The 23037-nt window shown below is 52.5% G+C and carries 20 protein-coding genes and 1 other annotated feature; of the genes, 5 read left to right on the top strand and 15 right to left on the bottom strand.

The genetic code is table 11. The features are described 5' to 3' along the window. Positions 1–85: 85 nt before the first annotated feature. Positions 86–1126: a stalk domain-containing protein gene (locus tag AC0LWF_RS12260; RefSeq protein ID WP_474651818.1), complete on the bottom strand. Its 1041-nt coding sequence runs from the start codon at positions 1124–1126 to the stop codon at positions 86–88. Positions 1127–1276: 150 nt separating this feature from the next. Between AC0LWF_RS12260 and AC0LWF_RS12255 the strand changes: the two genes are divergently transcribed. Further along, positions 1277–2854 carry a putative glycoside hydrolase gene (locus tag AC0LWF_RS12255; RefSeq protein WP_474651817.1) on the top strand — a complete coding sequence of 526 codons (1578 nt, stop codon included), beginning with the start codon at positions 1277–1279 and terminating at the stop codon, positions 2852–2854. A 242-nt stretch (positions 2855–3096) separates the two neighbouring features. Here the strand turns inward: AC0LWF_RS12255 and AC0LWF_RS12250 are convergent, their stop codons facing one another. Beyond that, positions 3097–3891, bottom strand: coding sequence for an anti-sigma factor domain-containing protein (locus AC0LWF_RS12250; RefSeq protein ID WP_474651816.1), 795 nt, complete (start codon positions 3889–3891; stop codon positions 3097–3099). Then, a complete protein-coding gene (locus AC0LWF_RS12245; RefSeq protein ID WP_474651815.1) occupies positions 3888–4475 on the bottom strand; it encodes an RNA polymerase sigma factor in 588 nt (195 codons plus the stop codon). The genes AC0LWF_RS12250 and AC0LWF_RS12245 overlap by 4 nt, the downstream gene beginning before the upstream one ends. A 163-nt stretch (positions 4476–4638) precedes the next feature. On the opposite strand from AC0LWF_RS12245, the gene AC0LWF_RS12240 reads away from it, so the two are divergent. From AC0LWF_RS12240 to AC0LWF_RS12230, 3 genes are read left to right on the top strand one after another with little or no spacing between them, the layout of a single operon-like run. Next, positions 4639–5811 (top strand): COG1470 family protein, encoded by a 1173-nt coding sequence (locus AC0LWF_RS12240; protein ID WP_474651814.1) that lies wholly within the window; start codon positions 4639–4641, stop codon positions 5809–5811. Next, complete coding sequence (locus tag AC0LWF_RS12235; protein WP_474652234.1) at positions 5811–6779, top strand: ABC transporter ATP-binding protein; 969 nt, start codon at positions 5811–5813, stop codon at positions 6777–6779. The genes AC0LWF_RS12240 and AC0LWF_RS12235 overlap by 1 nt, the downstream gene beginning before the upstream one ends. Positions 6780–6823: 44 nt before the next feature. Beyond that, positions 6824–7828, top strand: a complete 1005-nt coding sequence (locus AC0LWF_RS12230) for an ABC transporter permease (RefSeq protein ID WP_474652233.1) — start codon at positions 6824–6826, stop codon at positions 7826–7828. A 43-nt stretch (positions 7829–7871) separates the two neighbouring features. Here the strand turns inward: AC0LWF_RS12230 and AC0LWF_RS12225 are convergent, their stop codons facing one another. The 12 genes from AC0LWF_RS12225 to asd form a co-directional block, all read right to left on the bottom strand. Continuing rightward, on the bottom strand, positions 7872–8594 hold the full coding sequence (locus AC0LWF_RS12225) for a YebC/PmpR family DNA-binding transcriptional regulator (protein WP_474651813.1): 723 nt from the start codon (positions 8592–8594) through the stop codon (positions 7872–7874). 77 nt (positions 8595–8671) lie between these two features. Next, on the bottom strand, positions 8672–8797 hold the full coding sequence (locus AC0LWF_RS12220; RefSeq protein ID WP_474651812.1) for a hypothetical protein: 126 nt from the start codon (positions 8795–8797) through the stop codon (positions 8672–8674). A gap of 22 nt (positions 8798–8819) precedes the next feature. Next, positions 8820–9068 carry a hypothetical protein gene (locus tag AC0LWF_RS12215; protein ID WP_474651811.1) on the bottom strand — a complete coding sequence of 83 codons (249 nt, stop codon included), beginning with the start codon at positions 9066–9068 and terminating at the stop codon, positions 8820–8822. Further along, a complete protein-coding gene (locus AC0LWF_RS12210; protein ID WP_474651810.1) occupies positions 9032–9253 on the bottom strand; it encodes a hypothetical protein in 222 nt (73 codons plus the stop codon). The genes AC0LWF_RS12215 and AC0LWF_RS12210 overlap by 37 nt, the downstream gene beginning before the upstream one ends. A 10-nt stretch (positions 9254–9263) precedes the next feature. Next, positions 9264–11525 (bottom strand): stalk domain-containing protein, encoded by a 2262-nt coding sequence (locus tag AC0LWF_RS12205; RefSeq protein ID WP_474652232.1) that lies wholly within the window; start codon positions 11523–11525, stop codon positions 9264–9266. A 593-nt stretch (positions 11526–12118) separates the two neighbouring features. Continuing rightward, positions 12119–13891 (bottom strand): aromatic amino acid hydroxylase, encoded by a 1773-nt coding sequence (locus AC0LWF_RS12200; protein WP_474651809.1) that lies wholly within the window; start codon positions 13889–13891, stop codon positions 12119–12121. Positions 13892–13927: 36 nt separating this feature from the next. Beyond that, positions 13928–15085, bottom strand: a complete 1158-nt coding sequence (locus AC0LWF_RS12195) for a homogentisate 1,2-dioxygenase (RefSeq protein WP_474651808.1) — start codon at positions 15083–15085, stop codon at positions 13928–13930. A gap of 21 nt (positions 15086–15106) precedes the next feature. Beyond that, positions 15107–16375 carry a fumarylacetoacetase gene (gene fahA / locus AC0LWF_RS12190; RefSeq protein WP_474651807.1) on the bottom strand — a complete coding sequence of 423 codons (1269 nt, stop codon included), beginning with the start codon at positions 16373–16375 and terminating at the stop codon, positions 15107–15109. Position 16376: 1 nt separating this feature from the next. Beyond that, on the bottom strand, positions 16377–17333 hold the full coding sequence (locus AC0LWF_RS12185; protein WP_474651806.1) for a hypothetical protein: 957 nt from the start codon (positions 17331–17333) through the stop codon (positions 16377–16379). A 52-nt stretch (positions 17334–17385) separates the two neighbouring features. Further along, positions 17386–19389, bottom strand: a complete 2004-nt coding sequence (locus AC0LWF_RS12180; RefSeq protein ID WP_474651805.1) for an AMP-binding protein — start codon at positions 19387–19389, stop codon at positions 17386–17388. Positions 19390–19420: 31 nt separating this feature from the next. Next, entirely contained in the window at positions 19421–20533 is a 1113-nt protein-coding gene (hppD, locus tag AC0LWF_RS12175; protein ID WP_474651804.1) for a 4-hydroxyphenylpyruvate dioxygenase, read from the bottom strand. A gap of 204 nt (positions 20534–20737) precedes the next feature. Continuing rightward, positions 20738–21823 (bottom strand): aspartate-semialdehyde dehydrogenase, encoded by a 1086-nt coding sequence (asd, locus tag AC0LWF_RS12170; protein WP_474651803.1) that lies wholly within the window; start codon positions 21821–21823, stop codon positions 20738–20740. A gap of 134 nt (positions 21824–21957) precedes the next feature. After that, positions 21958–22226 (bottom strand) — a binding site (T-box leader). 223 nt (positions 22227–22449) lie between these two features. On the opposite strand from asd, the gene AC0LWF_RS12165 reads away from it, so the two are divergent. After that, entirely contained in the window at positions 22450–22998 is a 549-nt protein-coding gene (locus tag AC0LWF_RS12165; RefSeq protein ID WP_474651802.1) for a hypothetical protein, read from the top strand. Positions 22999–23037 lie beyond the last annotated feature (39 nt).

The following is a 23037-nucleotide window of genomic DNA, read 5'->3' as shown; positions in this document are numbered from 1 at the left end:
TCGCACCTACCAAGGATAGATTACTCTCCTAGACGAGAAACGGCACGGCGGATAACGGGCTCCAATCAAAAATAGGCTTCCGCCTCTATTCAATCACTCTACGCGCTGTAACGAATCGCTCTTTCCACTGTCCCTCGAAGCTTTCAAAATGAACGCCTAGCTTATCCGAGTAAGTGTGCAGAATACGGCCATCGCCCGCATAGATTGCGACATGTCCGATATCGAGCCCGCGTGCGCTGAAGAACAAGAGATCTCCTTTGCGCAGCTCGTCCAGCTTCACTTCCGTACCTACTTTCGCCTGATCGTAGGAGAGCCTTGGAAGATCAATAGCTAGCACCTCACCAAAGACATGCTTGACGAATGAAGAACAATCAAACGTTTTCGTCTGATCAGAATCTGCCCCGAACTCATAATGCGTGCCCAGGTAAGCCCCGCCGAACGTGATAACGGCATCCGCCTGCATCGCAGACAAGCTGAGACTCTTGTAATCCGAATACTTCGGCTTGGCGGAAATAAATCCGATTCCATTATCCTCCGTTTGCACCTCCAGCCAATTCGCGTCAACCTCCCGAATGACATGGATATGCTCTGCCTTCGGCAGCATACGGACAACGGTTGCAGCATCCTCGCCGCCAGGAACCGTTCTTAAATTAACACCATATGTAACTGTTGTATCAAAAGAATGTGCCGATGAAATGGTGATCGTATGCAGCGCAGCATGCCATTTGACCGCATTGCCAAGCAGCTCGCTCACGAATCGCAGCGGAACCATCGTTAATCCGTTTATGATCTGCCCAGGGGCTGGAAGCTCTAGCTTCTCCTGATTCTTGTAAGCGGCTTGATCTCCTAGCTTATACGTAATAACCGAGCCGTCTTTCTTCGCTGTAATCGAATGAGCCGCTTCATCCCATACAACCTTGGCCCCTTCCGCCTCGAAGATCGGGCGCATCGGAACAAAGCTGATGCCGTTCTCGATGATGACGGGTACTGCGAATGGCTTCCCGTCCAGGAATAACGAGGGTGCCTGCTCCACCTCTTCAGCGTGTAGACTAGATCCTTGCGCTATCGTAACAACAGCGAGAACCAGCGTACTTGAGATTATTTTCCAACTTCCAGTCATTAGCATCTTAAGGATACTCCTTCCACGTGAGGTACTAATTAAACGCGTATCGGCCCAATAAGTTCTGCTGCTGCTTTGAAGTTTTACCCGGCGAAGCATTCGAGGCGGGCTCGTGCCATATAGTTTAGTAAACGTCGAGCTAAAGGAGCATACGCTGTGAAAAAACAATTTGCCGCTTGGTTGCTGAGCGCACTGCTGCTGTCGTTAACGGCCTGTTCGAATGATTCGCCGACTACAAATACAAACAAGGTGCCAAGTAATTCTACGAGCCAAACGGACAACACGGGTACGAAAGACGATCCCCCTGCTTCCAGTTCGAATACCAATAAGGAGCCGAGCACACCTTCTAATGATTCTGGAAACACGCCATCGAATAATGACTCGAAGGATCCTTCGACCGAGCCGACCGGCGATCCTTCGACCAAGCCGTCGGATGATCCTACCACTACCCCAACTGATGATCCATCGACCTCGCCATCTAAGCCAGCGTTCGTCCCGCCTTACACCTTCCAATATCCGGACGCGGTGCGGGGCATCTATGTAACGGGCTGGTCTGCAGGCGGCGAGCGGATGCAGACGCTTCTGAAGCTTGTTGATGATACGGAGCTCAATGCGATGGTAATCGATATTAAGGACGATGATGGCTACATTACGTTCAAGCCCGAAGGCGATCTCGCAGAGTTCGGCCAGCCGTATATGCGTGATCCTCAGGCACTCATCAAGACACTGCATGACCACAACATTTATCCGATTGCCCGCATCGTAGCGTTCAAGGATACGGTGCTTGCGAAGAAGCATCCCGAGCTATCCTATGTGCTGGACGGCAAAGTTTGGCGCAACGGCAACGGTGATGGATTCATCAATCCATTCTTGAAGGCGAACTGGCAGCACAATGTCGACGCAGCCATCCTCGCAGCAAAGCTCGGCTTCCAGGAAATCCAGTTCGACTACGTCCGCTTCCCGGAAGGCTTCGAGCGCAAAGACAAAGTGCTTCAATATTCGATGGGAGAGTACAAGGATAAGAAGCCGACCAAGTTCATTGAAGAAGAGAAGGCTTATGCGGAAGCAACAGCAGCGTATGATTCGGGGCTTGCTCCTCTGCAGTCCGCGTATGAGACAGCGACCACAACTTATAACGGCAGCAATACGGACGAGAACAAGAAAGCGATGGACGATGCGCGGAAAGCGCTCAGCGACTACAAGAAGACGATTCCGAAGGCGCCGGATTTCAGTGAGAAAGAACGGTTCACTCAGCTGCGCGTTGACGCGGTTACGGACTTCGTGCATTTTGCGAAGGAGCAGCTGAAGCCTTACGGGGTGAAAGTGTCTGTCGATATATTCGGATACTCCGCGACGCTGCCGGAAGCACCCGGCATCGGGCAAAATTTCAGCCGCATCTCGGAAAATGTCGACGTCATTTCATCCATGATCTATCCAAGCCACTGGAGCGACGGATATTTCGGCATCAAGCATCCGGATATCGAGCCGTATCGCCTCGTGTTCGAGTATGCAAAGCGAGAGAAGGAGAAGCTCGGCGCACTTGCGACGCCTCCGATCTCGAGGCCATGGATACAAGACTTTACCGCTTCCTGGCTGGCGAAGGGCAGTTATATCCATTATGGCAAAGAGCAAGTCGACGCCCAAATTCAAGCGCTACATGATTCAGGCATTCATGAGTTCTTAATCTGGAACGCCAACAACAAGTATTCCGCTGATGTGAACTATACACCGTGACTATGGGAATAGAATAAGCCCCGTTCGATAACCGAACGGGGCTTGCTTTGCTAGTTGCTTTATGCCGTACGTCGATTATTCCACGTAAGAAACATGCACAATGCCAGTTACTCGCTATCTCCATGCTTCTGTCGTTTGTTGTAAACGACGATAAAACCGATGAACAGAATAACCGGAACCATTATCGCGACCGGAATAAGTAAGATTGGTGTCATGTTGGTTGCTGTGCTCCTTCGCTTGCTTTATCGGTGATGCAGCCGGATGGTGTACGCATCCGGAGTTGTTGGACTAAAGCTTCCGCCGAGCGGCTCCACCGTCAAAACGATGATATCAACGCTCGCGAGTGATTCTCTCTTGATATACAGATGCGCCCGTCCAGCTTCCGCATGATGCAGCAGACCAAGATTTTCGCGTCCCCGCTCATTAACCGCCCACGCTTGCACATCGTGGCTGTCGCTTGGCAGCAAGCCTTCGAGCATGACAAGCACTTCTCTTGAATCATCGTTGAACCAGACGTACCCTTCCCCAAGCTCCTCGCTGGATGGATGTACTTGATAGCTTGCTGTATGCGGATCGCTCATGAACGGCATCGCCTGAGGTTCATGCTGCTCAACGTAATGATTCCGCTGGTTGGCAGGCTCATGGACAAGACGGTTCAGCCCCATAAGGCACATGATGAGGACAACCCCAGTCGCTGCCGCGGTAATCCATCGCTTCCTGCTTGTAGCTATGGTGCGTATTCTGCGCTGCAAGCCTTGCTTCCGAACCTCCTTGACCAGGCTCCGCCGAACAGCTAACGACGGCATGAGGTCCGCAAATTCGACACGCGCTGCACCATCAATTGCATCAGCAAGCTCGGTGGACCCGAGCAGCTGCTCCCACTCCGCAGCTGCGTCGCGGCAATACGCGCATGCTTCCTTATGCTGAAGCATGGCAATACGGATCTCATCTGGCTTGCCGCTGACATACAAGTCGATCCAATCCTCTTCCCTATAAAACGGACAGCAGTCGTTGCTTACAGCCCCTAGCAGCGTCATTTGCGAACCTCCTTTCCGGACGCGTCCGATTCGTGAGTCCAGCCCCGTTTCTCCATCTGTTTCCGCAAATGGTTTAAGCCATACCTGATTAACGACTTTACTGTTCCAAGCGGCATCTTCCACTCCTCCGAGAGCTCGCGGTGTGTCTGCGCGCCGTAATAACTGCTTATGACGGCTTTTCGCTGACTTGCCGGGAGCGCCTGCAGCGCGTCGACGAGCGCATCCTTACGGAGCAAGGAGAGCACCATCTCCTCGGTCGGCGCTATAGTCTCGTGCGCAATCTCCAACTGCTCCGTTTGGACGAGCCTTTTCGTCTTGCGCAACCGATCGAGGCAACGGCTTCTTGTCAAGATGGCAAGCCATGACGTAACCGAGCCTCGCTGAGGATCGTAGCTGCCTCCCCTACGAAGCACTTCCAGGAACACATCGTGACAAACATCTTCCGCTTCCATGCGATCATGCAATACGCGCAGCGCTACCTTCATGACAAGTGGCGCATACCGCTCATAGAACAGCTCGAACGCTTCGACAGAACCCTCGCACATGGTGCGCAGCGTATAACAATCATCCTCGGGAAGGTGCATGTTCTACCTCCTCACAGCGCAAATCGGTTCAACTCTACCTACCTACGTTGTAACAGAAATCGCGTCATACGAAAACAGAAATTTTTATGAACGCGGATAAATCCAACGAATCTCGAGCTGCGTACCATGGGTGAATGTTACTACTCATCTGGGAGGGATTCGCATGCGGCATGCATGCAGCAAATCATGGTTCGAGAAGTTTTTAGCCTTCATTCTAAGTTTGGGAGTTGTTTTTATCATCGCAGGCGTGAACGCGGAGCCAGCCGCCGCTGCGAGCTCTATCGAGCTGTATACGCCTTACTTACAGCTGTCAGCTTCGCCAGGCGACTCCATTACTTACGCCATTGACGTCATCAACCACGGCAATTCAACGGAAACGGTCGATCTAAGCTTTGATCCTGGGGGCAGCAAATGGGAGTATGAGCTGACTGCTGGCGGCCGAACAGTCAGCCGTCTCGCGGTTAAAGCCGGCGATACCCAGAGCGTGAATTTGCAGCTTAACGTTCCGCTTGAAGTAAATAAAGGCATTTACCATTTTGGCGTAAGAGCAAACGGAAGCACGCTGCCGATCGCCGTTGACGTATCGGAGCAAGGCACGTTTCGAACAGAGCTGACGACCGATCAGCCGAATATGCAGGGTCATCCAGATTCCACGTTCACATACAGCCTTACGCTGCGCAACCGTACCGCATCGAAGCAAACATACGGTCTGAACGCACAGGCGGATCCGGGCTGGGATATCACTTACAATGACGGCGGCAACAGCGTTACTTCTGTCGATGTCGACGCTGGCGGCGAGAAATCGATCAGCGTAAGCGTGAAGCCTCCCGAAACGGTAAAGCAAGGCAAGTATCCAATTCAGATATCAGCGATGAACAACTCCACTTCCGCCGATCTAACCCTTGAAGCCGCTGTTACCGGGACATACGGACTTACGCTGGGTACGCCTAACGATCTGCTCAGCACGGATGTGACTGCAGGCTCACAACGCAAGGTAGATTTGACGGTCACAAATACCGGCTCGGCTGATTTGAAAAGCATTAACCTGACTGCTGACAGCCCAACCGGTTGGGAAGTATCCTTTGTACCGGCTACGCTCGATTCCATCGCCGCGGGGCAAACCGCACAGGTGCAGGCGATCATTAAAGCAGATAAGCGAGCGCTTGCCGGCGATTATGTCGTCAACATGACGGCGGCTGGCGTAGAGAAAACAGCAAGCGCCCAGTTCCGGATTGCCGTGAAGACGAGCGTGCTCTGGGGCTGGGTTGGCATTCTCATAATTATCATCGTCGCAGCCGGCATCTACTTCCTGTTCCGTAAGTACGGGAGGCGGTAATCGTGGAGACAACACCTATCATTGAACTGAAACGCTTAAAGAAAATCTATGGCGATCATGTAGCGGTCAGCGGGCTTAACCTGAAGATCCAGCAAGGGGAAATCTTCGGCTTGCTTGGTCCAAACGGCGCAGGCAAGACGACGACAATCCTCATGCTGCTTGGACTAACTGAGCCGTCAAGCGGCAGCGCGCTGGTATGCGGTCTCGACCCGACAAGGCAGCCGCTGCAGATCAAACGTCGAGTCGGTTATATGCCTGACGACGTCGGCTTCTATGAGGATCGGTCCGCGCTCGATAACTTGATCTTCACGGCGCAGCTGAACCAGATTCATCGCGAAGAGGCTCACATGCTGGCGGAACAATTGCTCGAGCGCGTGGGGCTTGCCGAGGTCGCCAATAAGAAGGTCGGCGCATTCTCGCGCGGCATGAGGCAGCGGCTGGGCATTGCCGATGTGCTGATTAAGCGCCCGACTGTCATCATTCTTGACGAGCCGACGCTTGGCATCGACCCGGAAGGCGTGCGCGAGCTGCTGCAGCTCATTCACAATTTAAGCCGCAAGGAAGGGCTGACCGTATTGCTCTCCTCGCATCACCTGCATCAAGTGCAGCAAATTTGCGATCGAGTCGGTCTGTTCGTACGCGGAGAGCTCATCGCGTTCGGCGATGTCCCTTCGCTCGCCAAGCAGCTCGATCAGGAAGGCTTGATTACGGTAGAGCTTGAAGCATCCAGCTTCAGCGATGCGGCATTAAGCGAACTATCTGGCTTAGAAGGTGTTGTCGAGGTTCGCGGAGCAGTGCAGCAAGGAACCGAAACAACAACAGTCACCCTGCACGGAAAGCGAGATCTGACAACGGAAGCAGCAAGCATCGTCATTCGGTGCGGAGCTCAGCTTCAATCCATTCGCCGGAAGCAATATGGGCTTGATGAAATCTACCACAGATACTTCGAAGGAGGGGGATTTGCGTGAATGAAACAGCTGCCAAGTCGGAGAAACTGTGGAGCTGGCTGACGATGAAGCGCAGAGCAAATCCTCACCCCTCAGAAGGCGCAACGGTAAACCGCCATGCGCCTGCGCCTTTCTGGATTATCGTGCGCAAGGAATTCGGCGATCATCTGCGCAGCTGGCGTTTCGGCATTCTAATCGGCCTCATTGCTCTTGCTTGTATCGGCTCGATCTATTCTGCCGTGACCGCTCTGCAAGCCGGGGTGAAGACGCAGGAGACCGACACGTCCTTTCTTTTCCTGCAAATGTTCACGGCCTCGGATGGAACACTGCCGAACTTTACGACCTTCGTCATGTTTCTAGGACCGCTCATCGGAATCTCGCTCGGCTTCGATGCTATCAATTCTGAACGGAATAAAGGTACGCTGAGCCGCTTGCTCTCCCAGCCAATCTACCGGGACGACTTTATCCGAGCCAAATTTATCGCTTCACTGCTGCTCATCGCAGTCGTACTCTATGCACTCGGCTTTCTCGTTATGGGACTCGGACTGTTTGCCATTGGCTATCCGCCGACACCTGAAGAAGTGTTCAGAGTCGTTCTCTTCCTGCTCGTCGCAGTGGTATACGTCGGCTTCTGGTTAAATCTGTCCCTGCTGTTCTCGATCCGCTTCCGCCAAGCGGCCACCTCCGCGCTGTCGGGCATTGCGCTGTGGATCTTCTTCTCACTCTTCTACAGCATGATCGTGGGGCTAATTGATAAAGCGACCGCGCCAGCCGATTCTTCCGCCATTAGCATGCTGGTTCGGCATGCCAAGTTAATGTTAATCCTTAATCGCTTGTCTCCGTCCTTCCTCTTCACCGAACTGACGACGACACTGCTTACGCCTGGCGTTCGATCGCTCGGACCGCTCACGACCGCTCAAGTCGTCGGCGCAATCGCAAGCCCGCTTCCGCTCGGCCAGAGCATTCTGCTTTCATGGCCTCAACTTGTCGGCTTGCTTGCTGCGACCATGCTTTGTTTTGGCGTTTCATACGCAATGTTCATGCGTCAAGAGATCCGTTCGCGCGCATAAAAAAAGGCTGCCGAGCGCACCAACGCCGGCAGCCTTCATTCTCTTATTCTTCAGGGAACTCCACGTTGTGGTAGACCTGTTGAACATCTTCCAAATCTTCGAGCGCATCAATGAGTCTCTCGAACTGAACAAGGTCGTCTCCCGACAGCTCAACGAAGTTCTGCGCGAGCATTGTTTGCTCCGCTACTGTAAACTCAGTCGTACCCGCTTGCTTGAAAGCAGCTTGTACGGCGTAGAATTGATCCGGCTCCGCATATACGATCGCCGAATCCTCTTCGTCTTGAATATCGCGAACGTCTACATCCGCTTCCATCATCAGTTCAAGCACTTCGTCAGAGGATTTGCCTTCGACGCCAATAACCGCAGTTGGGCTGAACATATAAGCAACCGAGCCGCTAACGCCCATGTTGCCGCCGCGTTTATTGAATACCGAACGAACATCCGCTGCTGTGCGGTTAACGTTATTCGTCAGCGTATCGACGATGATCATCGAACCGCTTGGGCCGAACCCTTCATAGCGAAGCTCTGAATAGTTCTCATCACCGCTGCCTTTAGCCTTTTCAATCGCGCGATCGATAATGGATTTCGGTACATTGTATGTTTTGGCGCGTTCGAGTACGAATTTAAGGGCTTGGTTCGACTCCGGATCTGGCTCGCCTTTCTTGGCTGCCACATAAATCTCGATGCCGAACTTAGCGTTAACTCGGCTTGTGCTTGCGTCCTTCGATGCTTTCTTCTCTTTAATATTATTCCACTTGCGTCCCATGCTGTACCCACTTTCTTAAACGAAGATATAATGATCCTTGAACCATTATATTGAATAAAGCATAGGGAAGACAAGTGCTAACCCTTGATCTGCTCCCGAATCATTGCAGCCAGCTTCTCCACTTGCTCAGCAGGCAGCGCGCCGGACGCCATGGAACGTGCAGCAACCGGTGGATACCAAGCTCGAATCGCAGCTTCAGTCACACCAGATATGCTGCAATATTCATCAATGAACATGCGGTAAGCTAAGTGGTTCAGGATGACCGATGATCGCTTTCAAATTATCGCGTTGACTCGTCATAAACCCTTCAGCTGGCGTCTGATGGATCGTCTTCAACACTCGCGCATACTGCCGAAGCTCATGATCCACTTCTTCCGCCTCGAATGGCTCTAAAGCATATAAGCTTTGAAAGATGCGACTAACGAGCGTTTCTCCGGTTATTCTCTCATAGATAATTCCGTTCCGCGCTTCCATGTCACCATCTCATAGGGTCTTGGCACCGGCAGAGCGCTATTCCATGCAGCTGAGCTGTTCCTGTACTCGCGCTGCACATCCTCTTGCTCCCAATTCGGATGATACAGCTTTACAACTTTGTCTGTACTCCCGCCCCATTCATAAACTTCGCAGCTTGATCCGACTCCGATACATTTTCCAATCATCGCGCTTCTCCTATCCCTTGACTGAATTGGTAGTTGTCTTCACTGTCAAATTCACGCTTCGGCTCGCGCTATCCCATACAACAGGCAGTCCGAAAGCAGCCGTAACAGCACGAATCGGAACGTATGTTACACCACCGCGAATGATAGGCGCAAGCTCTGCTGCCGCTAGCTTACCATCGATCCACAATGAAGCGCCGCCTGTGTAAGAAGCTACTGCAGATGCATTAGTCCGAACAAGAACGCTGCTCGTTCTCGCATCCCAAGCGACGGTTTGACCGGACAGCTTCGCAACCGCGCGAACCGGAATATACATGCTCCCTTTCTCCGTTAATAGCTTGGACGCCGGATCGGCAACAGGAACACCGTTCACCGAGAGAAACACGCTTGTCGCCGGCTTGAGCTCGATATCCGCACGTAGATTGGATCCATTACCGTAGTTCGTTCCGGAAGTCCGAATGCAGCCTTTACCCAGTGGAATAGGCTTCAACGTTCCATCAACGGCCGTCCCATAAGCAGGCATCGTGAAATCAACCGAATAACGTCCAAATTTCGCCGTACTCTTATAAATGATAAGAGAAAGATCGGGATCAGCGCTGTTATAGTTATTCTGAATCGGAACCCAATATATGGTGAGAGTCGACTCCTTCTGCGAATCGCCATTGACCCCTGCCAGATGAATCGTTTCTCCAAAATGAGCAGGATTCGGAGTAACGGCAAGCGGCGGCGGCTCCACCTTCAATTCGTTATAGAGCTTGTAGGATTCAGCGTCTTGCAGAACAAGCACTTTGTTATTGCCCTGTGCAATTGTAAGGCCCGCCCCTTCTGCTACTTCGATATAGCTAATCCCATCCGTGAACTCGATGTCCATGCCATGGAAGAAGGTTTCCGTTACGACAGGCTTTACCGTTTTTACGACACCCTTCGAAACGAACTTCTTGAGCAAGCTGCATGCCTTGTTAATCTTGTCATGATCATCCGGATTGGCACCCACTAACGGAAAATACGCAAGATCTCCCTGCTGGAGATACACAGATTCCACCGTTTGCGGGCTGCAGCTTGCTGCAAGTTCATAGAGCGGCTTGCTCTTTGGAAGCTGCTCGCGCTCTTTCTCGTAAGATGGGCGCATATATGTAAGTCGATAGGACTGCCTGTTTGTTTCAAGCGGATTCGAATAAAAGAAGTCCATTTGCCCGTGGCCCATATCTGCTGCAAAACTTAGCGTATCACCGAGATAAGGAGTCTGGTTCGTGCGGGCATACTTCAGTTCGTCCCCCGTCAGCAGCTTGTCCGCCAATACGACGATCGAATTGTCCTTCTTATCAAGCAGCGTCAACAGTCCCGTTGAACTCGGCCTTGCAACGATATAATCCACGCCTATGCTCTGGAGCGTATACACATCGTCTTTACCGAACAGCGCTGGTAGATTGTAATTCTCAATTGGCTTCGCACTCTGATCGTATAGAGTCACGTTGCGTCCATCAGTCAATAAGTAGCGTGGTTGCCATGCGTCTGAGATAAGCACTTCCGTGTAGGAGGCATTTTGCTCATAACGTCCTTTGTAGACTGCTTTCTGCTGAGCGACGATCTTCTTCGCGTGTACAAGAAGCTCGTAAGCCGTATACTGCACGCCTACTTTATCGACGATAGTAAGAACGTAGTCGCTGCTCGTCGCCACGCCGCTGTTGATCGAGATCGTGCCTTGAATGGTCCCGTCCAGCTTGCCGAGCAACGTAACCGGCGTTTGTTCGTCCTTCGTCATATAGATTTCGCCTGTTTTGCGATTCAACCACATCGTGCTCCATGGATATTCTTTAAACAAGTCGTCGCTGCGCGTAATACGTACCGTTGTTGCAGCAGCATCCCATTCTACCTTAGCCCCGGTCGCCTCAGACAAGAAACGAAGCGGTACGTAGATGCGGCCTTGAACGAGCTGAACCGGTGCGTTCAGCGCCATTGCTTGTCCATTCACGGTCGCCTTCATTTCGCCAACGATCAGCTTAATAGACAGATTCGGATAATACAGCGTTGCCGATTTGGTCGCCGCCGCCCATGATACCGTCGTGCCAAGCAGCTCGCCCATATCGCGCAAAGGCAAGTAGACATTGCTTCCGTCCCTATAAGGAGCGGACTTCGGGGTAAAGCTTTTGCCATTCATCGTCACTTTAATAGTTGTATTGTCTGTTTCTGTTTTGGCGAATGCAATCATGGGGAGCTGAAGTACAATGGATGCGATAAGCAATAGTGCGGTTAATGCATAACGAGCATTTCTCATGCGTAACAACGACTCATCCTCCTGTCCAATATAGGCTTGTATACTCCCATAGACGCATGCGGATGAGAAAGGTTGCGACGAATTCCTTATGTTGGATTGAATGGGATTAAGGCTTCATATCATACATACCTGAATGGAGGAACTTGACTTTGACAGTGAGAAAGCCGGCGCGAGGTGAGGTTGGCAGAGAGAACATATATGTGCTCTCAACCTCCAAAACACTGTGAATATCTCCTGAGAGAACCTATACGTGCTCTCAGGCGCCGAACCCTAAAAAACCCATAATTAGAAGCTGAGAGCACACATGCGTGCTCTCAGCTTCTAATATCTTGCTGAACGCTTGCTGAGAGAACGTATGCGTACTCTCAGTGCTGAACTCAAACAAACTAGCCCATATCCTGTAGCTGCGAGCACATATAGAGAGTCTCGAACCCGATTTCGGCGGGTTCCACATCTGAGAGTGCTGAATCTGTACTCTCCAAGCATCAATCGACCGATTATCGTGCTGAGAGTTCTTATTATGCTCTCTCAGCTTCGCCAAGTTGCCGAGTTCGGCTGTTTCCTTATCGAGAGTGCCGCCGCCGCGAGAGCAGCTAGACGACGATGACCGCAAGACCATTATTAATCAAGTTGGTTAGTGCAGGAGTTTGGCTCAGCATATGAAGTTCCTCTCGAAGCGGCGTTTCTAGCAAGGTAAGCTCAGAATAATTCACCGCAAGCTCCAGCAGCTCCATACGCAGCAGCCAATCTGTCGGATACATGTTGACTAATTTCTGATAGATGTCTGTCAGAGCCGACACGTCCGACTCACTCAAGAATTGCTTTGCTCGTATGGTTGCAGTTTGCTGATACAGCTGCTCCAGCTCGGTCAGCGAAACGAACGCCTCCTGCACTTGCTCTTGCTCCTGCTCTCTCTCCAGCCCCTGCTCCTCCAGTACCGACTCAGTTTGTTCCAATTCCAACTCAACTTTATAGTACGCTATCGGATCAGCTGCTCCGGGATAAGCCGAGACAATTCGAGAACCGACCGCCATGTCGTACGTGCCCCACTCTTTTTTGAACAGCTCGCGCCCCGCCAGCGTTACTGTGCAATCCTCGAATGAGATGAGGAGGATGGCGTCATTTTGCCGAAGGAGCTGTTTTACTCTGCCGTTCACGACTATTCCGCTTGCATATTCAAGCGTCGATGAGCTGCCGATTGCTATACCGAGCCCCGCCAGCGCTGCATCGTCACAGCACTCCAGTGCGATCCCGCCTGTCAGCTGTCCGATTGGCGTACCGAATCCGGATGCATGATAATCGGTACCATGTCCAGGCAGCTGCTGTTTACCTGCTGACAGAGCAGTCTCTCCGGCAGTCCTCACATAGACCGCTTCTCCAGCCTGATCGGTCACAATCTCATGCACGATGCCCGTCACGCAAAGCCCCGAGTTGAACTCGAATGTCGCAACTTGCCTGGAAAGCTTCGCCTTCTCTAAGCTCTCAGTTCCGCCAATGCGATAAGCCATCGTGCTCGCCAACACTTCCGCGCCTGCTTTCAACTCATCAAAGCTCTTGCAAACGAACAGCTTGGACTGCATCTCCGTCACAACCTTGGGACTCGCAGCGCAAGCCTCTACCGAGTAGGGAAGCTTCGCTACCGCATCCGTGAAGCAGTGCTTGCTCTCCCCGACCGAGGACAGCAGCCCCGCGCCATAAATGCGCGGATGATCGAGCTCGCCGATGAGCCCATATTCGACCGTCGCCCAGAAGAGCCGCGACACTTGTTCGGCCTCAGATAGTCCAACCACAGCCTGCTGCTTCTGCCGGGCGAGCCGCTGAGCGGCAGCTTTCTCTTCGTCCGTAGAGTTCGGATCCTCCATTACGATCGTTAGCTGCCTAAGCGCTTCGAACGCCTCGCCTCGCTCTTTCATCGAGAAAGCCTTCGTCCCAATCTCTCCCATCTGCTGCACGTAGGAGCGATATTCCGGATCGAACAGAATCGGCGCATGCCCCGCCGCTTCATGAATGATGTCCGGCGCAGGCGTATATTCAATGTTCGATAACTTGCGAATTTCAGCGGCAATCGGAAGAATGCCGCTCGCCAGCAGCTCATAGAACACGGCACCGGGAATGAGCCCGTTCACAATGACAGCGCCCCAGCCGATCTTCGCGAGACAGTCATTCATCTCGGAGACGCGTGGAATTTGCTCGGTCACAATGCCGGAGCTGCGCAATCCTTCAACGAACGCTGGATGTGCGCGATCCTTTAGCACATGATGATTTTGCCGCATCACATAACGCCAGACCGCATGATTAATCGGCGTATATTCGTCGTAATGCTGCTGAGCAACGTATTTCTTCAAATGTGGCGGAATCTGTTTCATTCAATCGACTCCCTCACGATTTTGCACAAGTATGACTCAATTCGGTATCCAGCTAAGCGGATAATTCGGGTCCTCCAGCGGCAGCGCTCCTCTTGCCACGCGCAGCGGCCTGAACGTATCGATCATGACCGCCAGCTCAAGCGTCTCCTTCTTCCCGAGTCCCGCTTCAATCTTGCCCGGGTGCGGACCGTGCGGCATCCCGCTCGGATGAAGTGTAATCGAGCCTTCCATGACGCCTTTGCGACTCATGAAATTGCCCTTCACATAATACAACACCTCATCGCTATCGACATTACTGTGAAAATACGGCGTTGGTATTGCATCCGGATGATAATCGAACAACCGCGGCACGAAGGAGCAGATAACAAAATTATGTCCCTCGAACGTCTGATGGATCGGCGGCGGCATATGGATACGGCCGGTGATCGGCTCGAAATCCCCAATGTTGAAAATATACGGATACAAGTAACCGTCCCAGCCTACGACATTGAGCGGATGCTGCCTATAGATATGCTTGTGCAGAAACCCGCTTCGGCGCGTATAGACTTCGAACTCCCCTTCTTCCGTATGTGTCTCCAGCTTCTCGGGAAGGCGAATGTCCCGCTCACAATAGGGGCTATGCTCCAGCAGCTGTCCCTGTTCATTCCGGTAACGCTTCGGTGTCGTAATCCAGCTTGTTGTCTCAACGACGAGCAGCTTTCCGGCTTCAGCTTCCGGAACGACACGATAGATCGTGCCTGTCGGAATGACGATATAATCGCCTGGCCCATAGCTGAGCGTGCCGAACATCGACTCGATTTTGCCGTTCCCATAGTGGACAAATAGCAGCTCATCTCCATCGGCGTTGCGATAATAGTAGTCCATCGTCTGCGCGAGATTCACGATAGAGAGGGTGACGTCTTCATTACCGAGAATGCAGCGCCTCCCTGCTACCGCATCGCCACTATCTTGTTCACGTGTAGTCAACATATGCCGATGGCGAAGCGGGCCTTGATCTTCATAGTCAATCAAGCAAGGCGCATGCAGCTCCGCTCTGAGCATCTCCGTTGGTGCGGAATGATGATACAGAATGGACTGAATGCCGGAAAAGCCTTTCGTCCCCATCACCTGTTCCCGGTACAGCGTGCCGTCTTGGCGCCTGAACTGCGTATGCCGCTTACGCGGTATGTCCCCCATTCGATGATAGAAAGGCATGCCGATTAGAACCTCCTTCCCTCAAAATGCTGGCAGCACTCGACCTGTCACCTCGCCGAATCCCACACGGTAGCCATCGCCTTGGCAATAACCGGTCAAGGTCAAGCGGTCACCATCAGCGAGCCAGATCCGCTCCTCGCCGCTCGGCAGCTGAATCGGCTCCGTCCCTCGCCAAGTCAGCTCCAGCATGCAGCCGCGAGCTTCCTTCGTTTCCCCGCTAATCGTGCCTGATGCGAGCAGATCTCCGGGCTGCAGATTGCATCCCCCTGCGGAGTGATGCGCGATTTGCTGGGCAATCGTCCAATAGAGGCTGCTGTAGTTGCTTGATGTGATGGTTACTGGCTGCTCACCCGCATTTGTTTGCAAATTGGCTTCGAGCTTAATATCGTAAGAAGTCGCGCTGTCCTGCGTGAGATAAGGCAGAGGCGTAGGCGTTTGCTCAGGAGCTGAGATGCGGAATGGAGTTAGCGCTTCTAGCGGCACGACCCAAGGGGAGATAGAGGTGGCAAAATTTTTACCGAGGAACGGGCCCAGCGGCTGATATTCCCATGCCTGGATATCACGTGCGCTCCAGTCGTTAACGAGGACAAGTCCGAATAGGCGGTCCTCCGCTTCGTTGATCGGGATAGGCTTGCCCAGCTCATTGCCTGTTCCGATTATCCACCCAACCTCCAGCTCATAATCGACCTGACGGCTCGGGCTGAAGATCGGACCCTCCGAATTCGGCAGCTTGATCTGACCGCTCGGACGGCGCACATCGGTGCCGCTAATTACAATCGAGCTTGCCCGGCCGTGATAGCCCACAGGCAAGTGAAGCCAGTTCGGCATCAACGCATTCTCTTTGCCGCGAAATAACGTACCGACATTCGTCGCATGCGACTTGGAAGCGTAGAAATCCGTATAATCGCCGATCTGCACAGGCAGCAGCAGCTGAACCTCGCTTTGCAAGTGGAATGCATCTGCCCGCAGCCGTTTATCATCGCGAAGCGTAGGTTCTTCCTTATCCAGCAGCTGCGCGATTGCAGCACGCGTTGACTGCCAAGCATCCCGCCCGAGCGCCATGAATGCGTTCAACGTCGGTTGAGCGAAGATGCTCTTCCCCGTCACAGCTGGGATATGTGCGAAGCAGCCCGCTTCATCGAGCGCAGCCAAATCGAGCACATAGTTGCCAATCGCGACTCCGATGCGCGGCAGTCCTCCTTGCTGAGGGCGAAATACACCATAGGGCAGATTTTGAATGGGAAAATGAGACTCAGGCTCCACTTCGATAAACGATCTTCTCCGTGTCACGCTATCCCCTCCTCTGCTCCAAACGGTTCAGCTTTCGCAGCTCCTCGCGCGGCTCGTCAAAGCTGCAGCTGCCGTACGAGATCATCGCATTTGCCCTACACCACTTCACGGCATCAGAAGACATCGCAAGCTGCCTCCACTTGATGCCATCTGCTCCGAATTCAAAGTCTTCCTGGTCCTCGTCGTCCAAGATGGAACGAATCGCATCGTGATCCAACCCATGCTCCCAAGCAAGTAAACCTGCGAAGAATACGTTGAGGAACCCGTGCATCTTCGTCTTCACTTCGTCCCGGAACATGCGAACAGGATGGTGCAAGCCTGCAGTGAATTTCATCGGAATTTGCCCGTCTCTGCACACTGCAAGCACTGCAGCAACCTGGCTCGGAGAAGGGAACGCCCCGGCGATTACGCCGCCCGTTCTCAGTTTGATGCCAAGCAATACATCAGACTCCGCATTAAAAGCAGCAAACTGCTCAATCGCTTCCTTCATTGCATTCTCCCATTGCGCATCCAGCGGGTAGGTCAGTTCACAAAACGTTTGTAACCGAGCGGCTGACGTTTCTTGCGCGATGGACTGAAGCAGTTCCTGATCTATTGAAACCGCCGGCAGCGGCAGCTCCAGTGAGTGAACAGCCGCAGCTAGCTGGTATTGATTACGGAATTCTTCGATCCATTCGAGGCTGCCAGTTAAGAGGGCCAGACATTCCGCTGCGGTGCGGCTTCGATCCCCAATGACCGATAACGATAGCGGATGATTAACTGAGAACATCCGCTTATAGGGGGCAAGCTCGTTCAGCCGCGCAATCGGCATGACGAATTTCCCTAACATCCAATGGTCTTGATCATGCATATAGCTGTGATACTGCTGGATTGCCGCTTGCATGGGAAGCTCTGCTGGAGGGAACAAACCCGCATAATCAATGAGCTTTTCCATGAAAGGCTGAATGCTCGTTGTCATGATTTCACAGCCTCCTTCTTGCGAATGGATCGCGAGTGATGCATCTACTCTTCTAATCATCGCTTGCCAAATGCCGAATGGCCTCAATCGCATCTGGATTTTCCAGTGTCGTCAGATCGCCAAGCGGAGCGCCTAGATAAGCTGCTCTGATCGCTCTTCGCATCACTTTTCCGTTCCTCGTCTTCGGCAGTGCCTCTACTTCATAGATCGCTTTAGGCTTGAACCCTTTTCCAAGTTGATCGGCAACCATCAGGGGTAGTTCATGGCTAAGATGGCTCAGATCAGCAATCACACTCGCATCGGGCCGATGAATGACAACAAAACAGACGGCTGCTTCTCCCTTCGTATCATCAGGGACGCCAATAGCCGCTGCTTCCACGACTAGCGGATGAGCGGTCAGCACGGATTCCAGCTCGGCAGGGCCAAGCCGCTTGCCTGCAATGTTGAGCGTGTCATCGGATCGACCGGTAATATACCAACTGCCGGCATTATCGTCGATGGTCACCCAATCGCCGTGTACCCACGTATCCGGCCATCGCGACCAATACGTTTGCTCGTAACGCGCGGGGTCTTGCCAGAAGCCGCTTGCCATGCCGAGCCACGGGCTCTTCAAAACAAGCTCACCCACTTCGCCGCGCACTGGCTTCCCCTCATGCGAATAAACATCGGCATCCATTCCAGGAATGGGCGAATTGAAACCAGCCGGCGCAATCGGCTTCAGCAGAACATTGCCAAGAATACCGCCGGATATTTCAGTGCCGCCGGAGTAATTCATGATCGGCACACGACACTTGCCGACCTGCTCATACAGCCACAGCCATGGCTCCTCATTCCAGGGCTCACCTGTTGAGCCGAAGACTCGCAATGACGACAGCGTACAATCGCGATAGCAAGCATCTCCGTATTTCATGATGCTGCGGACTAACGTTGGCGATATGCCAAGATGTGTGACCCGATGCTTATCAACGAGTGAAAACACGCGATCCGGCTCTGGATAATCCGGCGCTCCTTCATAGAGCACCATCGCAGCGCCGTTGAGCAAGGTGCCGTAAACGAGAAATGGACCCATCATCCAGCCCATATCTGTCACCCACAGCATGACATCGCCTGGCTTCACATCCATTGCATAGCCCGCATCGAAAGCGGCTTTAATCGGGAAGCCCGTATGCGTATGAATAATTCCCTTCGGGACGCCAGTTGTACCGGAAGTGTAGAGCAGCATGAGCGCATCATCGCTCTCCATCGGTTCTGCTTGTATCGCGACTGCGTCTGCTTCTGCTTCCGCGTGTGTGTCTACAGCTTCGTGTCGCCGCGCAAGCTCGCTCCAATCCACATCGCGGTCTTGCCGTGATATCGTGGAACCGATGCCAAGCCTCCCGACGACGACGACATGCTCAATAGTTGGCGCAGCATCCGCCGCCTTATCGGCTTCCCCTTTGAGCAGGACAATCCTGCCTTTACGATAGAAGCCATCGGCGGCGATCACAACTGTGCACCCTGCCACGGCTAAACGTTTCGCAGCCGCATCAGCGCGGTAGCCCGAATAGATTGGAATGCTGATTGCTCCGAGCTTAGCAATGGCAAGCAGTGCAATGACCGTCTCTGGGATCATGGGCATATAGATCGCGATCCGGTCGCCTTTCTGCACGCCGAGCCGCTTCAAGCCGCCAGCAGCAGCATTCACTTCAGCTGCAAGCTCACTGTACGTGAAGCTGCGCGAAGCTCCGTCTTCGCCTTCCCAGATGAGCGCTTGCCGCTCCGCAGTGACTGGATCAGCAAGCCAACGATCGAGCGCATTCGTCGCAGCATTGGTCTGTCCGCCGGTGAACCACCGAGGCCAGCGAATCCCTCGCGTAAGCTCGACGGTCTGATCGTAACCTTGCTCCCAGACGATGCCCATATCCTGCGCAACTGCATCCCAGAACCAGCTGATGTCGGCAATAGACCGTGCATAGAACGCATCGTAATCGTCGTAGCCGAGCTTCTGCATAAACTGAAATAACCGTGTCTGCTCCATCGATTCTTTTGTCGGGTGCCATACCGGATTTTGCCGCATGTTCAGCATCTCCTTACAGCATCAGCCTCTCCTACAGATTGCCTCTGCGGGCTTGTTCGCGTTCAATCGACTCGAATAACGCCTTGAAGTTGCCTTCCCCGAATCCGACCGCGCCTTTGCGCTGTATAACTTCGACGAACAGTGTTGGCCTGTCGACGATCGGCTTCGTGAAGATTTGGAGCAAGTAACCTTCATCATCGCGATCAACAAGAATATCAAGCTCGCGGAGCTTCGTCATCTCCTCATCAATAGCGCCTACCCGAGCCGGCAGCATTTCGTAATAGCTATCAGGCGTACTCAAGAATTCAATGCCGTTGCTCCGTAACGTAGACACGGTTGAAATAATATCATTCGTAAGAATCGCAATATGCTGCACGCCCGGGCCATGATAGAAATCGAGAAATTCCTGAATTTGCGACTTGCGTTTGCCGTTTGCCGGCTCGTTAATCGGAAATTTGATTCGCCCGCCGCCGAACATCACCTTCGACATCAGCGCCGAGTATTCCGTTGAAATGTCTTTGTCGTCGAAGTGAATCATCTGCTTGAAGCCCATTACCTTCTCGTAGTACTCCACCCATTCCTCCATCCGCTCTACATTGCCGACGACATGGTCGATGCCGATTAGCCCCGTCGGACTAGGAGGAATGATCAAGTCACAAGCTTCATACTTCGGCATGAAGACTCCCTTATAATCGCTGCGGTCGATTAACGTATGCACCGTATCTCCATAAGTTCCGACAACGGCGAGCCGAACCGTGCCATTCGAATCGCTTATTTCCTTCGGCTCCATCACCGGAATGCCGCCGCGCGACACCGCTTCATGATAAGACTTCTCTACATCATCCATGCGCATCGCAATATCCTTCACGCCGTCGCCGTGTTTCTTCGTAAACTCCGCAATCGGGTGATCTGGCGATAACGCGCCGCTCACAACGATTCGTGCTTGCTGCTGCTCAAGCACATACGACACTTTGCCGGACTCTCCGGTTTCAAGGCCTGCATACGCAACTTGGCGGAAGCCGAAGCCTTTGCTTAGGTAATGTGCGGCTTGTTTCGCATTTCCCACATAGAGCTCTAGATATTCGACGCCCCGAACTGGGAAGAAATCCGAACCACTTTGGCCAATCCGTCGCTGTTTCTTCATGCTGTCCTCATCCCTTTTTCACATTTACCGTTATGTTATTCAGCATCTGCCTATAGTGACGAAGCTGCTGTATTAATATTTATTCGGCGGATGGGCGAACTTTCCAATTTATTGTCGACAGCTTGTTTCTATTCCTGCCCGAAACGAAAAAAAACAGCAAGCCCCCGAGTAAACTCGGATTAGCTTGCTGTTTCGTAACTTAGCTTATTTGGCTACGATGTAGCCTTCCGCTTTCAACAGTTCGGCGATCAGAACTGCACCGCCTGCTGCGCCGCGGAGCGTGTTATGCGACAGACCGACGAATTTGAAATCGTAGATCGAATCCTCGCGTAGACGACCAACGGAAACGCCCATTCCATTCTCAATATCACGGTCAAGCTTTGTTTGCGGTCTGTTCTCTTCTTCGAAGTAAGTAATGAACTGCTTCGGCGCGCTCGGCAATCCCAGCTGCTGCGGACGGCCTTGGTACTCACGCCAGCGAGCAAGAATTTCTTCCTTCGCCGGTTTGTTCTCGAATGAAGCAAATACAGTCGCCAAGTGACCGTCTGTTACAGGAACGCGGATACACTGTGTAGTGATGAGCGGCGCGCTTGCTTTCACAATCTCACCGTTCTCAACCGTACCCCAGATCCGAAGCGGCTCTTGCTCGCTCTTCTCTTCTTCGCCACCGATGTAAGGGATGACGTTGTCGAGCATATCCGGCCAATCGGTGAAGTTCTTGCCTGCGCCAGAGATCGCTTGGTAAGTCGAAGCGACAACTTGCGTCGGCTTGAAATCAAGCAGAGCGTGAAGAGCTGGCACGTAGCTTTGGATGGAGCAGTTCGGCTTCACGGCAATGAAGCCTGTTTCCGTTCCGAGACGCTTGCGTTGTGCCGCGATGACTTCAAGATGGCTTGGGTTAATTTCCGGAATGACCATTGGAACGTCTGGCGTCCAGCGGTGTGCCGAGTTATTCGAAACGACAGGCGTGCCTGTCTTCGCGTAAGCTTCTTCGAGCGCTTTGATTTCATTCTTCTTCATATCGACTGCGCAGAATACGAAATCAACGCCAGCTGCAACTTCTTCTACGTTCGATGCATCCTGGACAACGATTTGCTTCACTGCTTCAGGAATTGGCGTGGACAGCTTCCATCTGCCTGAAACTGCTTCTTCATATGTTTTGCCAGCGGAACCCGCGCTCGCAGCAATTGCTGTTACTTTAAACCATGGGTGCTGATTGAGCAGCTCAACAAAACGCTGACCGACCATCCCTGTGCCACCGACAATACCAACTTTTAGCTTATCTGTCATTCCAATTCAATTCCTTTCAGATAAAATATATTTTCGCTACATAATCTCATTTGGTGTACCTTATGCATGCGTGAGCCGAGTTGCAACAGCACTGTTTATAACAAAAAAATCCCACCCCCAAGACTTCGTAAAGTCTTAGGGACGAGATTGGCATGCTCGTGGTACCACCCTAGATTCGCCGAAATGTCGCCATTCCAGCCTCTTCGAGTACGGCATTACGGAAAGCTAATGCTTATACTCTAGCTCTGTAACAGGAGCTCCTGTCACCCCATCCCCCGCCGATTGCGAGTTCCGGTGTGCTGCTCTGAGCCTTTTTTCAATAAAGTTTGCTTTGCCCCTTTCCAGCTGCCGGAGCTCTCTGTAAAAGCAGTTCTTTACCTACTCTTCTCTTCATCGCATTTGAATGTTGCGTTTATATTATCAGATTACGGTGGCAAGGTAAATCATTTTTTGAAAATTCGCAGCATACAAGTTGAAGCCGAGCCAGCGAATTGTTTATTACTGATACGAGCACCGATTACATACTTTAGGAAGGAGATGCTTTAAAGCCTTACTAACTTGTATCACACCCGACGAGAGAGGCGATTCAACTGAGATGGCTCACAGCTTCCGCGCTTGCAATTGTGATGGTAGTCAGCTTAGTCGGCTGCGGATGGCAGCTGGGTAGAGACAAGGAAACCCCGGTCCGGACGGAGGATTCCCAAGTCACCCTCGCCAAGAACATGACCGAGCACCAGAAAGACCGGTTTCAAATGTTCGTCGCACGGGTCGTGCGTGACCGAAACAACTTGACGCCTGAGACCATCCGGCAGTTCTGGGAGCTCGTCGATGAAGTTAAGGCGACGGACGAGGAAGTAGCGACGATGAAGGACTTGCTGGCAGGCCCAATTGTCCTCTACATGAAGTTTTTTTTCGACGATGCCTTGATCACACTGTCGCAAGGGATTCCTTACAAATCTCCAGAGCGCGAGCAATATGAACAGCATCTAAAATCACTCCAAGCCATTACGGATGAGAGAATTCAGCAAAATGATGAGCTTATGGCACAAATCGCCTCGAGAGAACCGATTCTCCAAGGTGCGGAAGCGATTGATGAGCTGGTCATCCGGGATGCATTAATTAATGTGAATGAAGCTATCCATTCCATAACGATTTTGTTTACAAGGCCTGAATGAAGAAGGCTGCCTGGTCAACAGCGACCGGCAGCCTTTCGT

This window comes from Paenibacillus sp. sgz302114 (assembly GCF_056120345.1).
Note: the sequence above shows the minus strand (reverse complement) of the source record. Positions and strands in the feature narration are given on the sequence as shown.

Excerpts from the sequence above, each read along its gene's own strand:
- AC0LWF_RS12260 (WP_474651818.1), bottom strand. The coding sequence starts at position 1,126 with ATGCTAATGACTGGAAGTTGGAAAATAATCTCAAGTACGCTGGTTCTC.
- AC0LWF_RS12250 (WP_474651816.1), bottom strand. The coding sequence starts at position 3,891 with ATGACGCTGCTAGGGGCTGTAAGCAACGACTGCTGTCCGTTTTATAGG.
- AC0LWF_RS12245 (WP_474651815.1), bottom strand. The coding sequence starts at position 4,475 with ATGCACCTTCCCGAGGATGATTGTTATACGCTGCGCACCATGTGCGAG.
- AC0LWF_RS12240 (WP_474651814.1), top strand. The coding sequence starts at position 4,639 with ATGCGGCATGCATGCAGCAAATCATGGTTCGAGAAGTTTTTAGCCTTC.
- AC0LWF_RS12230 (WP_474652233.1), top strand. The coding sequence starts at position 6,824 with ATGAAGCGCAGAGCAAATCCTCACCCCTCAGAAGGCGCAACGGTAAAC.
- AC0LWF_RS12225 (WP_474651813.1), bottom strand. The coding sequence starts at position 8,594 with ATGGGACGCAAGTGGAATAATATTAAAGAGAAGAAAGCATCGAAGGAC.
- AC0LWF_RS12215 (WP_474651811.1), bottom strand. The coding sequence starts at position 9,068 with ATGGAAGCGCGGAACGGAATTATCTATGAGAGAATAACCGGAGAAACG.
- AC0LWF_RS12210 (WP_474651810.1), bottom strand. The coding sequence starts at position 9,253 with ATGATTGGAAAATGTATCGGAGTCGGATCAAGCTGCGAAGTTTATGAA.
- AC0LWF_RS12205 (WP_474652232.1), bottom strand. The coding sequence starts at position 11,525 with ATGAGAAATGCTCGTTATGCATTAACCGCACTATTGCTTATCGCATCC.
- AC0LWF_RS12200 (WP_474651809.1), bottom strand. The coding sequence starts at position 13,891 with ATGAAACAGATTCCGCCACATTTGAAGAAATACGTTGCTCAGCAGCAT.
- AC0LWF_RS12195 (WP_474651808.1), bottom strand. The coding sequence starts at position 15,085 with ATGCCTTTCTATCATCGAATGGGGGACATACCGCGTAAGCGGCATACG.
- AC0LWF_RS12185 (WP_474651806.1), bottom strand. The coding sequence starts at position 17,333 with ATGACAACGAGCATTCAGCCTTTCATGGAAAAGCTCATTGATTATGCG.
- AC0LWF_RS12180 (WP_474651805.1), bottom strand. The coding sequence starts at position 19,389 with ATGCGGCAAAATCCGGTATGGCACCCGACAAAAGAATCGATGGAGCAG.
- hppD (WP_474651804.1), bottom strand. The coding sequence starts at position 20,533 with ATGAAGAAACAGCGACGGATTGGCCAAAGTGGTTCGGATTTCTTCCCA.
- asd (WP_474651803.1), bottom strand. The coding sequence starts at position 21,823 with ATGACAGATAAGCTAAAAGTTGGTATTGTCGGTGGCACAGGGATGGTC.
- AC0LWF_RS12165 (WP_474651802.1), top strand. The coding sequence starts at position 22,450 with ATGGTAGTCAGCTTAGTCGGCTGCGGATGGCAGCTGGGTAGAGACAAG.